Below are 15595 nucleotides of genomic sequence, written 5' to 3'. Positions count from 1 at the left end.
CAAAGGGTGTCTATATTAGGGGGAATCGTGCCCGGCGTACCGCTGTCGTCGTCTGGCCCCAAGCCCAGGAACGGAATGCATGGCCTACACCCATACTATCGGCACCCGGCGCTACGTCTTCGCCGACCTCCGCACGCTGCTGGCCCGCGCCAGCCCCGCGCGCTCCGGCGATGCCCTGGCGGGCGTTGCCGCGGCCAGCGAGCAGGAGCGGATGGCGGCGCGGCTGGCGCTGGCCGAGGTGCCGCTGACCCGTTTCCTCAATGAAGCGCTGGTGCCGTACGAGGACGACGAGGTCACGCGCCTGATCCTCGACCGCCACGATGCCGCGGCCTTTGCCGCCATCGGTGCCACCACCGTGGGCGACCTGCGCAACTGGCTGCTGCGGCATGAGACCGACAGCGCGATGCTGGCGCGGGTGGCGCCGGGCATCACCCCGGAGATGGCCGCGGCGGTCAGCAAGCTGATGCGCAACCAGGACCTGGTGGCGGTGGCGCGCAAGTGCCAGGTGGTCACACGCTTTCGCAGCACGGTGGGGCTGCCGGGCCGGCTCTCGGTGCGGCTGCAGCCCAACCACCCGACCGACGATCCCAAGGGCATCGCCGCATCGATCATCGACGGCCTGCTCTATGGCTGCGGCGATGCCACCATCGGCGTCAATCCGGCCTCGGACAACCTGGGCGCCATCGTCTCGCTGCTGCGCATGATCGACGAGCTGCGCAGCCGCTTCGACATCCCCACGCAATCCTGCGTGCTGACCCATGTCACCAACACCCTGCGCGCGATCGGGCAGGGCGCGCCGGTGGACCTGGTGTTCCAGTCCGTGGCCGGCAGCGAGCGCGCCAACGCGGCCTTCGGCATCAGCCTGTCGCTGCTGGCCGAGGCCCACGACGCCGCCCAGGCGCTGGCGCGCGGCACCGTGGGCGACAACCTGATGTATTTCGAGACCGGGCAAGGCAGCGCGCTGTCGGCCAACGCGCACCACGGCGTCGACCAGCAGACCATGGAGGCACGGGCCTATGGCGTGGCGCGCGCGTTCTCGCCGCTGCTGGTCAATACGGTGGTGGGCTTTATCGGGCCCGAGTACCTGTACGACGGCAAGCAGATTATCCGCGCCGGTCTGGAAGACCACTTCTGTGGCAAGCTGATGGGCGTGCCGATGGGCTGCGACGTCTGCTACACCAACCATGCCGAGGCCGACCAGGACGACATGGACACGCTGCTGACGCTGTTCGGCGTGGCCGGCATCAACTTCATCATGGGCGTGCCGGGCGCCGACGACATCATGCTCAACTACCAGAGCACCTCGTTCCACGACGCCCTGTACCTGCGCGAGGTGCTGGGGCTGCGCCCGGCGCCGGAGTTCGAGGCCTGGCTGCAGCGCATGGGCATTGCCGACAGCACCGGTCGGCTGCTGGAGCCCGCGGCGCGCCAGCCGCTGCTGCAGATGGCCCACAGCCTGTAAGGACCAGCCGATGACGGCCAGACGCCAGCCCCCTGCCAGTCCTGCCCCCGCCGAGGTCGACGTCGATCCCTGGCAGCGCCTGCGCCGGTTCACGCGTGCGCGCATTGCGCTGGGCCGCACCGGCCACAGCCAGACCACCGATGCCGTGCTGGCCTTCGGCCTGGCCCATGCGCAGGCGCGCGATGCGGTGCACCTGCCACTGGACGTGGGCGCCGTGACCACGGCGCTGGATGCGGCAGCGGTGCCGAACGTGGCCGTGCACAGCGCGGCGCCGGACCGCGCGCACTACCTGCGCCGCCCCGACCTGGGCCGCCGCCTGGACGATGCCAGCCGCGAGCGGCTGGCGGCGGCGCGGCCGCACGAGGCGCCGGATGTGGTATTCGTGATTGCCGATGGCCTGTCCGCGCTGGCCACGCAGACTCATGCGCTGCCGCTGCTGGATGCCACGCGCCAGCGCCTGCCGCAGGGGTGGCGCATCGGCCCGGTGGTGGTGGCCGAACAGTCGCGCGTGGCGCTGGGCGATGAGGTCGGGGAGATCCTTGGGGCGCGCCAGGTGGTGATGCTGATCGGCGAACGGCCGGGGCTGAGCTCGCCCGACAGCCTCGGCATCTACCTGACCTGTGCGCCGCGCACGGGGCGCACCGACGCCGAGCGCAACTGCATCTCCAACGTGCGCCCCGAAGGGCTGCCCTATGCGCAGGCCGCCGACCGGCTGGCCTTCCTGCTGCGCGGCGCGGCAGCGCTGGGGCGTTCCGGCGTGGACCTGAAGGACGACAGCATGCCGGCGCTGCCCGCGGACTGAATGGTCCGCAGCAGCCGCTGCGCCAGCATGCAAAACGGCCACCCCGCGGGTACGCAACCCGCGTGGTGGCCGCTGCCGCGCGACGCTTACATCATGCGGCGCGAAAACTGCCCATGCCCCGCATCCGACATCAGCTGCGAGAACTGCTCGCCGCTCATGTGCACCAGTTCCTGGTGATCGCCGCCCTCGAAATACACGTCGGGCTGCTGCATCAGGCTGTCATCCACATAGGTCTGCATGCCGTAGGCCATCGCCACCGGCGGAATCGCGCCAAGGTCGCAATCCTTGAAGATCTCGCGGATCTCGTCCTCATGCGCCAGCACCAGGTTGCGCCCGGTCTGTTCGCAGATGGCGGCCATCTGCAGGTGATGGCTCGAAGGGATCACAGCGGCGACGTAGCCACGGTCATCTTCCAGCAACAGCGTCTTGGCCAGCCGGTCCCCGGGCACGTGCGCGGCCTCTGCGGTGGCCATGCTGCTCAGGGTGTAGGGGTGGCGGATGATGTCGTATTGGGTGTTCTTGCTGCTCAGGCAGTTTGCAAGCGTGCTAGCGAGGGCCATGGTTGCTCCTTGGTGCGGATGCGCCGACGGTTATCCTTGTGCTCCTACTATAGTGCCTGGCGCCATCCCCGACGGGGTGGGCTACCGGTGCAGCCGCGGCCACACCGCCTGCAGCTCGGTCTTCAGGAAGTTCAGCAGGTAGCGCGTGGCCAGCGTCTGGTAGCGGTTGGGCATGGTCAGCATGTAGAGCTTGCTGCCGAACACGCTGATGCGGTAGTCGGAGAGCAGCGGCACCAGCGCCCCGCTGTCCAGTTCCGCGCCGATCGCATAGATCGGGAAGAAGCCGATGCCCAGGCCCGCCAGCACCGCGTCTTTCAGGAAGGCAAAGTTCTCCGAGGTGAGCGTGGGCTCCAACACCACCTGCTCACGGATCACACCGCCATCGTCGTCGTGCCGGGTGCCCGTTGCCTTGAGCTTCTGCCCCTCCGGCGACGCGCAGACAAACGCATGCTCCTGCAGCCCGGTCAGCGTTTGCGGCGCCGGGTGGCCGGCCAGGTACACCGGCGACGCGCACACGATCCAGTCGACTTCGCCGATCTCGGTGGCGATCACCGAATCCGGCGGCGTGGAAATGATGCGCAGCGCCACTTCCACGTCCTCGGACACCAGGTTGTGCACGCGGTTGTCGAAGACCACGTCGAGCGTGATGTCGGGATAGCGCTGCTTGAACAGCACCAGCAGCGGCGACAGCAGCGAATGGCCAAGGCCGGTCGGCACCGAGAGCCGTACATGGCCCTGCAGGCTCTTGCCCATATTGCTGATCAGCGCATTGGCGGCGGCGACCTCGCCCAGGATGTTGCGGCCGTGCTCGTAGAGGCCGGCGCCGACCGGGGTCGGCTCGACATGGCGCGTGGTCCGGCGCAGCAGCTGCACGCCCAGCTCTTCTTCCAGCGCCTTGAGCCGGTAGCTGACATTGGCGCGCGTCATCTTGAGCTTGCGCGCGGCCGCGCTCAGGTTGCCCGCGTCGACAATGTCGACAAACAGGCGCAGGGCGTTCAGGTCCATGGGGTGATCAATGAAAGACGGGGGCGGTTTGGCGGTTACGGCCCCCGTATATTGCCATGCTCGCGCAGGCGTCCCGCGGCCTTGCACCGCGGCTGCGTATCAGTGCTCGTGATGCAGGTACCTGGCCTGGCGCGGCAGGCGCAGGCTGACGAGGAAGGCAATCACCATCATCGCGGTCACGTACCAGTAGAACGCGGTCTCGTGGCCCAGCGTCTTCATGCCCAGCGCCACGTATTCGGCCGAGCCGCCGAAGATCGCATTGGCGATGGCATAGGCCAGGCCCACGCCCAGTGCGCGCACCTCGGGCGGGAACATTTCGGCCTTCACGATGCCACTGATCGAGGTGTAGAAGCTGACGATGGCCAGCGCCACGGCGATCAGCACGAAGGCCAGCTCAGGGCTGCCGACCGTGCCCAGCGCGGTCAGGATCGGCACCGTGAAGAGCGCGCCCAGCGCGCCGAACAGCAGCATGTTGTTGCGCCGGCCGATGCGGTCGGACAGGGCGCCGAACAGCGGCTGCATGCACATGTACAGGAACAGGCAGCCGGTCATCACATAGCTGGCGGTCTTGATCGACATGCCGGCGGTGTTGACCAGGTACTTCTGCATATACGTGGTGAAGGTGTAGAAGATCAGCGAGCCGCCCGCGGTATAGCCCAGCACCGTGAAGAAGGCGGCTTTGTGGTGGCGGAACAGCTCGGCCACGCTGCCGGCTTCCTTGCTGCCGCGGGTGGCGGCCGACGAGGTCTCGTGCAGCGTGCGGCGCAGGAACAGGGCCACCACCGCGGTGATGGCACCGACCACGAACGGGATGCGCCAGCCCCAGGCCTTCAGTTCGCTTTCGTCCAGCAGTTGCTGCAGGACCACCACCACCAGCACCGCCAGCAACTGGCCGCCGATCAGCGTCACGTACTGGAACGACGAGAAGAAGCCGCGCCGCCCGCGCAGCGCCACCTCGCTCATATAGGTGGCGGTGGTGCCGTATTCGCCGCCCACCGACAGGCCCTGGATCAGGCGCGCCAGCAGCAGCAGCGCCGGCGCCCAGTTGCCGATGCTGGCATAGGTGGGCAGGCAGGCGATCAGCAGCGAGCCCGCGCACATCATGACCACCGAGATCAGCATCGAGTTCTTGCGGCCGTGGCGGTCGGCGATGGTGCCGAACAGCCAGCCGCCGATGGGGCGCATCAGGAAGCCGGCGGCAAACACGCCGGCGGTGTTCAGCAACTGCGCGGTGGGATCGGCCTTGGGGAAAAACGACGGCGCGAAATAGATCGCGCAGAAGGCGTAGACGTAGAAGTCGAACCATTCGACCAGGTTGCCTGACGAGGCGGCCACGATGGCGAAGATGCGCTTGCGCACTTCTTCGGGGCTCGGGGGCGCCGTCTGGGCTTGGGTGGCGGTGAGATCGGTCATGTTTTTGTCTTGGCAGTCAGGGTGGCGCGTGGCAACCGCGGGTCAGGTCGTGCTTCGCAGTGCTGGCAGCATAGGCCGGAAATACGGCGGCCGCAGGACCGCCGGCATGGCGGGGCGGCAGGGAGGAACACGGGGAAGGCCGGGCGGGGAGCCCATAGGGTCTGGGGCGTGAACTGGCGCGCACTGCGGCGCATATGCCGCCCAAGCGTAGCCGGATCCGGGCGGCCTGCCCACCATTCCGTCTGCTGCGGTGCAGCATAGGGGGCTCGCCGCGACGCTGCCATCAGGGTTTGCGGGCGATTGTTCGTCTGGCTGGACACTGAATCCCGCTTGGGACCGCCTGGCGCCGAATCGCAACAGGATATTGCGCGCACCGTGGCTTGCACTGTGCGCGGGTCTGGGCAATGATGCGAGCCAGACCTTCAACCGGCCCACTGTGCCCCCGTTTGCCATGCACCGCTCGTTGTGCCGATGGCTGTGCCTGCCATTGCTCTTTTACGGCGCCAGCGTCCTCGCCCAGGACCTGGTCGAATGCAAGCGGATCGAGCATGACCAGCTGATCACCGCCTCGCAGGAAACCCTGCTGTTCCTGCGCTGCCGTGCGCGCCAGGTGGCGTACGAAGCGCCGCGCCTGAAGGGCGTGTCGCAGCGCGTGAAGGACGACCTAGTCTTCGCCTGCCTGGACCAGGCAGACGCGGTGGAGCACCAGCTGCGCGTGCGCCACGGCTACTCGCGCGAGGCGCTGGCGCGCCAGCGCTGCGAACTGTCAGGGCCCACGCCGGGGGGCTGACCCGGAAGGCAAATGACGCAGGCGGAACTTTCCGCACCCCCGCAATACCCCGGCGTGCCGCATGCGCCGCACTGGCGCCCCCGTCGCCGAAATCCCGCGCTGGCATTGCAGGCTCCGCCTGCGCCGCCCCCGGGCATGCGTTAAGATCCTTCCTTTCCAGCCGTCTTTGGTGCTGTATTTCGCCGCTGTAGCCGCATTTCGCCATGAGCAACCTGAACCAGCAATCCATTCTTTCGGTCCATCACTGGACTGACACCCTTTTCAGCTTTACCTGCACGCGCGACCCCGGTTTCCGCTTTGAAAATGGCCAGTTCGCCATGGTCGGGCTGGAGGTGAACGGTCGCCCGCTGCTGCGTGCCTACAGCATTGCCAGCGCCAACTACGAAGAAACGCTGGAATTTTTCAGCATCAAGGTCCCCGACGGCCCGCTGACCTCGCGCCTGCAGCACTTGCGCGAGGGCGACCAGATCTATGTGGGCAAGAAGCCGACCGGCACGCTGCTGGTGGACAACCTGCTGCCCGGCAAGACCCTGTGGCTGCTGGCCACCGGCACCGGCCTGGCGCCGTTCCTGTCGATCATCCGCGACCCGGATGTCTACGAGCGCTACGACCGGGTCGTGCTGACCCACACCTGCCGCTTCGTGGAAGAGCTGGCCTACCGCGAACTGATCCAGGAGCACCTGCCGCAGCACGAGCACCTGGGCGAACTGGTGCGCGAGAAACTGGTGTACTTCCCGACCGTGACGCGCGAGGAATTCGACAACCAGGGCCGCATCACCGACCTGATCGCCTCCGGCGAGCTGTTCGAGCGCCTGGGCGTGGCGCCGTTCTCGACCGAGAACGACCGCATCATGCTGTGCGGCAGCCCGGACATGCTCAGGGACGTCCGCGGCATCCTGGAGGCGCGTGGCTTCACCGAAGGCAATATGAGCCACCCCGGCCATTTCGTGCTGGAAAAGGCTTTCGTCGGCTGAATCTTCGCCGGCTAAGGCCGGCTTGCCCCCGGCGCGGATCGCTTCTGTGCCGGGGCGCGTCCCTGCTGCACCTCCCGCTACACCTCCCGCGTCATCCCCTTCAGGTCGATCCATTCGGCGAACTGCGCCTCGGTGACATGCCCGGACGCGATCGCCGCCTCGCGCAGCGACAGGTTGCGCTTGACCGCCAGCTTGGCGATCTCCGCGGCCTTGTCATAGCCGATATGCGGATTGAGCGCGGTCACCGGCATCAGCGAACGCTCCAGCAACTCGGCGATGCGCTCGCGGTCGGCCTCGACGCCTTCGACCATATGCTCGGCAAAGCTCGACGCCGCGCCCGCCAGCAGGCTCACTGACTGCAGCAGGCTGTAGATGATCACCGGCTTGTAGGCGTTCAGCTCCAGCGTGCCCAGTCCGTTGGCCAGCGTCACCGTGGTGTGGTTGCCGATCACACGGCAGCACACCATCGCCAGCGCCTCGGCCTGGGTCGGGTTGACCTTGCCCGGCATGATCGACGAGCCCGGCTCGTTGGCCGGCAGCACCAGCTCGGCAAAGCCCGCGCGCGGGCCCGAGCCCAGCAGCATGAAGTCGCGCGCGATCTTCAGGAACGAAGAGGCCGTGGTGTTGAGCGCGCCGGACAGGTCGACCAGCGCGTCGTGCGAGGCCTGCAGCGCATAGCGGTTGGGCGCGGGCTCGAACGGCAGGCCGGTGTAGTCGGCCAGCGCCCGCGCGAAGGCCGCGGCGAAGCCGTGCGGCGCGTTCAGGCCGGTACCCACCGCGGTGCCCCCCTGCGCTACCGGCATCGCGCGCAGCATGGCCTGCTGCAGCCGCGACTGGGCATCGGCCACCTGCGTCATGTAGCCGGAGAACTCCTGGCCCAGCGTCAGCGGCACCGCATCCTGCAGGTGCGTGCGGCCCACCTTGACGATATCGGCAAAGGCCTCCACCTTGCGCGCAAAGGTCTGCTGCAGCTGCTCCAGCGCCGGCAGCAGTTCCTGCCGGATCGCGCGCGTGGCGGCAATATGCATCGCGGTGGGAAAGCTGTCGTTGGAGGACTGGCTGGCGTTGACGTGGTCGTTGGGGTGCACCGGCGTCTTGCTGCCGACCTTGCCGCCCAGCAGCTGGATGGCGCGGTTCGCGATGACCTCGTTCAGGTTCATATTGGTCTGCGTGCCGGAGCCGGTCTGCCAGACCGACAGCGGGAACTCGTCGGGCCAGCGGCTTTCGATGACTTCGGTGGCGGCCTGTTCGATTGCCTGCGCCAGTTCGGACTTGAGCACGCCGAGTTCGCCGTTGGCGCGCGCGGCGCACAGCTTCAGGATGGCAAAGGCCTCGATCAGCGCCGGCGGCATCTTCTCGGTGCCGATGCGGAAGTTCTGGCGCGAGCGCTCGGTCTGCGCGCCCCACAGGTGATCGGCGGGCACAGGCACGTCGCCCAGGCTGTCTTTCTCGATGCGGGTGGCGGAGGTGGACGGGTCAGACATGGGCGGACTCCTATGCAAGGCAGCGGACGGTTGGACCGGGTGGCTTGGTGCAGTCCATTAGAATACCGCTTCACCGTGACAGGCGCCCGGCCGCCTGCCACCTTGCCCAGCCTTAGGGCCTGTTCACATATAAAACGTACGCGCGTTGGCCCGAGCCGGGGTCAGCTACGCGAAGGGCGCCTTGCAAAGGGTCATTCCCTTTGCAAGGCGCCCGACAAAGTAGATGGCCCCGGCTCGGGCCAACCCGCAGGGCAAGGGGGATACGCGGCGCATGGCGTCGTTGCCAGCCGCTTGCTTGGAATGACCAAGCGGCGCGACTGGCGCCTAGCCCTGCGCCGCGTATCCCCCTTGCGCGCGCACGTTTTATATGTGAACAGGCCCTAGCATGCTTATCGCCCAGCTCAAGTCCTTCTTCATGGTGGCCCGCATCGGCAGCGTTACCCAGGCCGCCAGGCGCCTGGGCCTGTCGCAGCCCACCATCACCGCGCAGATCCGTGCGCTGGAGGAAGCGTATGGGGTCGAGCTGTTCCACCGCGGCGGGCGCCGGCTGGCGCTGTCGGACGCGGGGCTGGCGCTGCTGCCGCGGGTGGAGGCGCTGGTGCAGCAGGAAACCGAGATCGACTTCTTCCTGCGCCACTCGGGCGACCTGCGCACCGGCAGCCTGCGCGTGGGGGCCACCGCGCCGTACTACGTGCTGGAACTGATCCGGCGCTTCAGCGACCGCTTCCCGGCCATCGATGTCAGCGTGGTGACCGGCAACTCGCAGGAAGTGCTGGAAGCGCTGCAGGAATACCGCGTCGATATCGCCACCTCGTCGCAGCGCGTGGACGACGCGCGCCTGTCGCGCGTGCTGCTGGGTGTGGACCCGCTGATGCTGGTGGTGCATCGCACCCATGCGCTGGCCGGCCTCACCGAGGTGCCGGTCAGCGCGCTGGCAGGCTGCCGGCTGCTGATGCGCGAACTGGGCTCGACCACGCGCATCGCCACCGAAGACATGCTGGCGCAGGCGCGCGTGAGCCCTGCCGCGCAGATGGAGATCGGCAGCCGGGAGTCGATCCGCGAGGCGGTGATCCGCAACCTGGGTGTTTCGGTGATCGCCCGGCACGAGGTGCCGAGCCATCCTGACCTGCGCGTGCTGGGCTTCACCGATGCCTCGCCGTGCCTGCACGAATACCTGTACTGCCTGCGCGAACGCCGCGGGGCGAGGCTGATCGATGCCTTCGTCGCGCTGGCAGACCCGCCGCAAGCGCAGCACGGGCCTGCCGGCGCCTGACCCTGGCGGGCGCCGATCGTGTCCTACGCGGTCGCCTTCAGGCACTGCTCCATGCAGACGGCACAGGCGCGCGCGCACTCCTGGCAGTGCTCGGCATCATGACGCTCGCATTCCTCCTTGCACCACTTGCAGACCTCGGCACAGTCCTCGCAGACCAGCGGCGCGAACTCGCTGTTGCGCAGCATGTAGGACGCGGCGAGCTGGGCGATGCCGGCGCAATCCATGTCCAGCGCGATGCAGCGCGCCATCTTGCGCACGTCCTGTTCTTCCAGGCAGGCGGCCGCGCACTTGAGGGCGGCCGCGGCCGCGGCATTGCAGGCGGCAATGCAGTCGGCGTAGCGGGCGGCGTTTTCCTGCACGGTGGGTCGGATCATGGAACGTCCTCCTTCGGGGGTAGGTGGATGGGACCGGCATGCCCTCGGTGCCGGAAGCGGCGCATCCGCACCCGCAGGCATCGTTATCCACAATAGCAGGCGCCGCTGCTTCCTGTCGGCCCGGTATTTGCTGCGCCGCAAGGGTCTGTTCACATATAAAACGTACGCACGTTTTATATGTGAACAGACCCTAGTTACAATGCCGGCTGGGCGCGGCAGACTGGCGACGGCGCGCACGCAACGCGGCCGTCACCTGCGGCAATGGCCGGGCACCACCGGCCCGCATGGCGCATCTAACAGGCACGGACCGGCCGCACTGGCCGGACCGATGCAAACATACACCGGCAGCACGGGGAAGGAAGGCACATCATGGGCGAGGCAAAACGGCGGGGTACCCCCGAGGAGCGTGCCGCACAGGCACGCGCAAAGATCGAGGCCTTGCGCCCGGCCCAGCTGGTCTGCGGGCACTGCAAGACCGCCTTCGCGCAGTTCGACGCGCTCGACGTACCGGGCCTGCCCGGCATCGACGCCGTGTTCGGCGGCGAGTGTCCCAACTGCGGCAATGACGTGGTGGTGTTCAAGGGCGCGCCCGATGCGGTCGCCCAGGCCATGATCGCCTGGGAGAAGATGCTGGGCGCCGATGCGCAGCTTGGCTACCAGTCCAGCGATGGCCGCCACGTGCCGTTCGAGCCCGAAGGCGCGGGCGGCCCGGCGTCGGACAAGCCCGCCGGCACCATTCACTGAGCGCCTGGCGGCGCCGGCTTACCGGGGGCTGAGTTCGCCCGCCAGTTCCGGCGGGCCGATCTCGTAGCGCCCGCGGCCCGCGCCCTTGGCGCGGTATAGCAGCACGTCCGCCAGCCGCATCAGTTCGCGGTCCTGCGCGGGGCCGCCGTTGTACAGCGCCACGCCGATGCTGACGTCGACATCGGCGCGCACACCTTCGAAATCGAAGGGGGCGTCCATCGCCTGCAGGATGGCCTGCGCCACGCGGCGCGCCGCGGCGGCCTGTGCCATGTCTTCCAGCACCACGGCGAACTCGTCGCCGCCCAGCCTGGCCACGGTATCGGTCTCGCGCACGCAGCTGCGCACGCGCTGCGCGAAGTCCTGCAGCAGCAGGTCGCCCGCGGCGTGGCCGTGGATATCGTTGACCGCCTTGAAGCGGTCCATGTCCAGGTACAGCAACGCCATCAGCCTGCCGTGCTCGCGGCTGCGCGCCATGGCCGCGTGCAGCTGGCCTTCGAAGGCACCGCGGTTCATCAGCTGCGTCAGGTGGTCGGTGCGCGACATGCGTGCCAGGCGCAGCGTCTCCAGCTTGCGCTGCGTGATGTCCTGCACGTGGATATGCACGCCTACCACCTCGCTGCCGTCGGCGCTCCATTCGGGGCGCAGGCTGGTCTCCATGCAATGGTATTCGGGGTCGCTGTCTTCGGTTTCGAAGGTCACCGCCGTGCCCGCCAGCGCGCGCTGCAGGAACGGCTGCACGTGCGCATAGCGCGCCTGGCCCAGTATTTCGCTCACATGCCTGCCGCGCAACGCCTCTGGCTTGAGCCCGAAGACACGCTCGTAGGACTGGTTGTTGAACACATAGCGTTGATCGGTGTCGATGAAGGCCAGCAGCGACGGCAGCGTGTCGGTCACGGCGCGCAAGCGCCGTTCGCTGCGGTCCAGGGCTTGGCGGCGCTCGCGCACGTCGCGCATCAGCTTGATGAAGGCGCGCGTCAGGTCGCCGATCTCGTCGCGCTGCTGGCGCGTCGGCAGCCGCTCGAATGCGGACAGGTCGTTGGCGCTGGCCTGCACCACCTTGTGCAGGCGCGCCAGCGGCGCCAGCTGGCGCCGCACCGCCAGCCAGATCAGCAGGGCCACCGCCGCCATGGCCACCCCGGCCATGCCCAGGAAGCGCTGCTGCATCTGGTGCAGCGGTGCGTAGGCCTCGCGCGCGGGCAACAGCGCCACCAGTTCCCAGCCGGTGCTCGCCATCAGGTAGCGGGCGATCACCGGCCGCGCCGGCGTGAGGAATTCCAGCGGCGCGGGGCTGTCAGCCTCGCCGCAGGTATCGGCCACGGCCAGGGCCGGCTGGCGCGCCTGGGCGGGATCGGGATGGCGGATGTAGACCGGCCTGGGGCCCGCCGACACCAGGCAGTAGTAGCCGGTGGTGCCAAGCCGGTTGTGCAGGATATCCACCAGGAAGTTGGCGCTGGACAAGTCCAGCCACCCGCCCACGAGGCCTTGGAAGGTCTGCTGCGGCGACAACACCGGCACCGCCACCAGCACCCCCATCCGGCCGGTGGCGCGCGAGCGGATCGGCGGCGAAACCACCGGGGCCAGCGTGCGGGCCGCCTCGCGGAAGTAGCCGCGGTCGCCGACGTCGGCATCCTTGCCCTGGCTGCTGACGATATTGCCCTGCATGTCGGCAACCATCAGCGCGTTGAATGCCGCGGGAACCGGGATCGCGGCGGCCAGCGCATCCAGCGCCCGCAGGCGCACCGTGGCCGCATGCGCGCCTTGCGCCTGCGCCAGCAGACCGCTGAGCTGCACGGCCTGGTGCTGCAGCAGCTGGACGCGGTCGTTCATGGCGGTGTCGAGCTGGCTGGCGGTCAGCTTGACGACGGAGTCCTGCTGGTCCTGCAGTGCATCGTGCAGGTCGCGGTGCGCATCGTACAGGGCAATCAGCACGATGCCGGTGCCGAACACCGCGGCCAGCACGGTCGTGATGAGCGCAATGCGCGCTTTCAGCGTGGGTGTGTAGACGGGCATGTGGGGCGCAGTTGGGGCGCTGGTTGCGCGGACTGTCGCGTACTTGGGGGAGGCGTCTTGGGTGCAACCCTACCATACCCCACGGTTGCGGGGTATGGTAGGGTTGCACCCGAACGGGTTCAGCCCTCGGGCTGGGGTGTGCGCGCTGCCTGTGCCACGGTATAGTCCCCCGTTAATGCGAAGGCACGTCCGCGCAGTCGGCAAGCCCCTGCTGCATGCCGGAACCGATCCACCATGAGACTGACTTCGCTTCCCCCTGCCTTGTTGTCATTGCTGGCCGCGGGCGTGCTGGCGCCGCTGTTGCTGGCATGGCTTGTCCATGCGCTGGCACGCCGGGGCCGCGCCGTGCGCGAGCGCCAGGCACAGGCCGTGGCCTGGGAAGATGACAGCGCCATGCTGCAGGCGTGCCTGGCGCAGTCGGCCGACGGCTTCCTCGTGACCGATGCGCAGGGCGTGGTGGTGCGCGCGAGCGAGCGGGCCGGGCACCTGTTCGGCACCGATGCGCAGCGCCTGGCGGGCCGTGGCCTGGACACCCTGGTTCCCGGCGCTGCCGGTGTAGCTCCCGCCGACGGCGCGGCAGGGGCCGGGATCCGCCGCGAACTGGCGGGCGTGCGCGCCGATGGCAGCCGCTTTGCGCTGCGCGCCAGCGGCGCTCGCCTGCCCGCCGGCAAAGGCGGCGCGCCGCACTGGCTGTGGGCGATCACGGACCTGGAGCCCGAGCGGCGCGCGCAGGCGACCGCCGCAGTGCAGGCCGCGCGCTATGCCGGGCTGTTCGACCACGCCGCCTTTTGCGTCATCACCTTCGACGAGAACGGACTCATCACCGGCATCAACGCCGCCGGCCAGCGCATGCTCTGGTACACCGGCGCGGAACTGGCCGGCCACATGAACATGACCGGCCTGCATGTTGCCGCGGAACTGGCCGAGCATGCGCGCGCGCTTAGTACCGAGCTGGGCGCGAGAGTGCCGTCCGGGCTGCCGGCGCTGCTGGCCAAGGCGCGGCTGGGGCTCACCGATGAGCGCGAATGGACCTGGGTGCGCAAGGGCGGCTCGCGCATGCCGGTGCAGCTGACGGTGTTCGCCTTGCCCGGTCCCGCCCCCGAGGTACCGCCGGCCGGTGCTTCGGACCATGCCGGGCCGGGCCTGCCCTCGCCCGGCTACCAGGCCATCGGCTACGACCTGACCGAGCGCCGCCGCGTCGACGAGTACATCCGCCACCTGTCGCGGCACGACCCGCTGACCGGCCTGCCCAACCGCGCCGAACTGAGCGAACGCGCCCAGGCCCTGCTGCTGCACGCGCGCAGCCACGGCGAGCGCATGGCTTTGCTGCTGCTCGACCTGGACCACTTCAAGCACATCAACGATTCGCTCGGCCACCCGGTGGGCGACGACGTGCTGCGCACCATGGCCGACCGCATCAAGGGCACGGTGCGCCAGGGTGACCTGGTGGCGCGCATGGGCGGCGATGAATTCGGCGTGGTGCTGGGCGGTCTGCGCCATGACAGCGAAGCCGAGCTGATCGCCGCCAAGATCCAGGCGCGCGTCAACGAAGAACTGCAGGCCGGCGGCCAGCGCCTGCGCGTGACGCCGTCGATCGGCATGGCGATCTTCCCCGACGACGGCGAGACGCTGACCGAACTGCTCAAGTCCGCCGACTCGGCCGTCTATGCGGCCAAGCAGGGCGGACGCGCGCAGCTGAGCCGCTTTGCCAGCGAAATGGCCGAGGCCTCGCTGGCGCGCTTCACCATTGAAGGGCTGCTCCGGCGCGCGCTGGCCGGCAACGAGTTCCGGCTGCGCTACCAGCCGATCGTCGAGTCCGCCACGCTGACCATCCCCGGCGTCGAGGCACTGATCACCTGGGAAACCCCGGAACGCGGCGTCATGCATCCGGCCGAATTCATCCCCATCGCCGAGCAGAGCGGCCTGGTCGCGCTGCTGGGCGAATGGACCCTGGCCACCGCCTGCCGCGAGATCCAGGCCCTGCGGCAGGAGCTGGGCCGCGAGATCGAGGTGGCGGTCAATGTCTCGCCGCTGCAGCTGCGCCAGGCCAACTTCCCCGACACCGTGGCGCGCTGCCTGCAGCAGGCCGGCCTGCCGCCGCAGGGATTGGTGATCGAGGTCACCGAGGGCATCCTGGTCGATGGCGGCGAGACCACCATCGAGACCTTCCGCCGCCTGCGCGAGCTTGGCGTAGGGCTGTCGATCGACGACTTCGGCACCGGCTACTCCGGGCTCAACTACCTGACCCGGCTGCCGATCAACCGGCTCAAGATCGACAAGTCCTTTGTCGACGACGTGGCCACGCCTGGCCACGACCAGGCGGTGGCGGCGGCGATCATCGCCCTGGGCCACCAGCTGCACCTCAAGGTGATCGCGGAAGGGGTGGAAACGGCGGCGCAGTTTGAATTCCTGCGCTCGCAGGGGTGCGACGGGCTGCAGGGGTTCCTGTTCAGCCAGGCGGTGTCGCAGCAGGCGTTGCGGGCGCTGCTGGCGCAAGGGTTGGACATGCCGGTGCCGGTCTCTGCCGGCGTGTCCGGGCAGCACGCGTCCTAGTCGCCCAAGCGCACGATCCATAACTTTCCGGCATGCCCGCGCCGGCGTCCGATCCCAAATCCCCCGATACCTCCATCGAAATACTTTGCCGATCTGCCACACGGCTGGCATCTGCGTTGCCTATGCTGGCGACCGATTCGATTGAGATTGC

At 68.5% G+C, this 15595-nt stretch carries 12 protein-coding genes and 1 pseudogene; 7 read left to right on the top strand and 6 right to left on the bottom strand.

Features of this window, described 5'->3' with window-relative positions; genetic code table 11:
- Positions 1-79 precede the first annotated feature (79 nt).
- A complete protein-coding gene (locus ACZ5MJ_RS25640) occupies positions 80-1462 on the top strand; it encodes an ethanolamine ammonia-lyase subunit EutB (RefSeq protein WP_464226495.1) in 1383 nt (460 codons plus the stop codon).
- Positions 1463-1472: 10 nt separating this feature from the next.
- Complete coding sequence (gene eutC, locus ACZ5MJ_RS25635) at positions 1473-2264, top strand: ethanolamine ammonia-lyase subunit EutC (protein ID WP_464226494.1); 792 nt, start codon at positions 1473-1475, stop codon at positions 2262-2264.
- Between the two features lie 86 nt (positions 2265-2350).
- On the opposite strand, the gene ACZ5MJ_RS25630 is transcribed toward eutC, so the two are convergent.
- The 3 genes from ACZ5MJ_RS25630 to ACZ5MJ_RS25620 all read right to left on the bottom strand — a co-directional run bounded on the left by ACZ5MJ_RS25630 (position 2351) and on the right by ACZ5MJ_RS25620 (position 5242).
- Positions 2351-2824, bottom strand: a complete 474-nt coding sequence (locus tag ACZ5MJ_RS25630) for an aminoacyl-tRNA deacylase (protein WP_432261578.1) — start codon at positions 2822-2824, stop codon at positions 2351-2353.
- Positions 2825-2905: 81 nt separating this feature from the next.
- Positions 2906-3829: a LysR family transcriptional regulator gene (locus ACZ5MJ_RS25625; RefSeq protein WP_464226493.1), complete on the bottom strand. Its 924-nt coding sequence runs from the start codon at positions 3827-3829 to the stop codon at positions 2906-2908.
- Between the two features lie 99 nt (positions 3830-3928).
- Positions 3929-5242, bottom strand: a complete 1314-nt coding sequence (locus ACZ5MJ_RS25620; RefSeq protein WP_464226492.1) for an MFS family transporter — start codon at positions 5240-5242, stop codon at positions 3929-3931.
- A 364-nt stretch (positions 5243-5606) separates the two neighbouring features.
- Between ACZ5MJ_RS25620 and ACZ5MJ_RS25615 the strand changes: the two genes are divergently transcribed.
- Both ACZ5MJ_RS25615 and ACZ5MJ_RS25610 read left to right on the top strand, forming a co-directional pair.
- Entirely contained in the window at positions 5607-6032 is a 426-nt protein-coding gene (locus tag ACZ5MJ_RS25615; RefSeq protein WP_464226491.1) for a hypothetical protein, read from the top strand.
- A 203-nt stretch (positions 6033-6235) separates the two neighbouring features.
- On the top strand, positions 6236-7006 hold the full coding sequence (locus tag ACZ5MJ_RS25610) for a ferredoxin--NADP reductase (protein WP_464226490.1): 771 nt from the start codon (positions 6236-6238) through the stop codon (positions 7004-7006).
- 77 nt (positions 7007-7083) lie between these two features.
- On the opposite strand, the gene fumC is transcribed toward ACZ5MJ_RS25610, so the two are convergent.
- Complete coding sequence (fumC, locus tag ACZ5MJ_RS25605) at positions 7084-8490, bottom strand: class II fumarate hydratase (protein WP_464226489.1); 1407 nt, start codon at positions 8488-8490, stop codon at positions 7084-7086.
- A 385-nt stretch (positions 8491-8875) separates the two neighbouring features.
- Here fumC and ACZ5MJ_RS25600 point away from each other — a divergent pair, with 385 nt between their 5' ends.
- Complete coding sequence (locus ACZ5MJ_RS25600; RefSeq protein ID WP_464226488.1) at positions 8876-9763, top strand: LysR family transcriptional regulator; 888 nt, start codon at positions 8876-8878, stop codon at positions 9761-9763.
- A 23-nt stretch (positions 9764-9786) separates the two neighbouring features.
- Here the strand turns inward: ACZ5MJ_RS25600 and ACZ5MJ_RS25595 are convergent, their stop codons facing one another.
- Positions 9787-10137, bottom strand: coding sequence for a four-helix bundle copper-binding protein (locus tag ACZ5MJ_RS25595; RefSeq protein WP_464226487.1), 351 nt, complete (start codon positions 10135-10137; stop codon positions 9787-9789).
- Positions 10138-10506: 369 nt separating this feature from the next.
- Here ACZ5MJ_RS25595 and ACZ5MJ_RS25590 point away from each other — a divergent pair, with 369 nt between their 5' ends.
- The gene (locus tag ACZ5MJ_RS25590) at positions 10507-10881 is read left to right on the top strand and encodes a hypothetical protein (RefSeq protein WP_432261584.1); all 375 of its coding nucleotides are present in this window, start codon (positions 10507-10509) and stop codon (positions 10879-10881) included.
- An 18-nt stretch (positions 10882-10899) separates the two neighbouring features.
- Here ACZ5MJ_RS25590 and ACZ5MJ_RS25585 read toward each other — a convergent pair whose 3' ends face one another.
- The gene (locus tag ACZ5MJ_RS25585; RefSeq protein ID WP_464226486.1) at positions 10900-12891 is read right to left on the bottom strand and encodes a sensor domain-containing diguanylate cyclase; all 1992 of its coding nucleotides are present in this window, start codon (positions 12889-12891) and stop codon (positions 10900-10902) included.
- A 270-nt stretch (positions 12892-13161) separates the two neighbouring features.
- Between ACZ5MJ_RS25585 and ACZ5MJ_RS25580 the strand changes: the two are divergent.
- A pseudogene (locus ACZ5MJ_RS25580) lies at positions 13162-15444 on the top strand (putative bifunctional diguanylate cyclase/phosphodiesterase); the annotation flags it as partial.
- Between the last annotated feature and the right edge of the window lie 151 nt (positions 15445-15595).

The organism is Cupriavidus sp. LA-1 (assembly GCF_055385985.1).
This window is presented reverse-complemented; position numbering and strand designations above follow the sequence as displayed.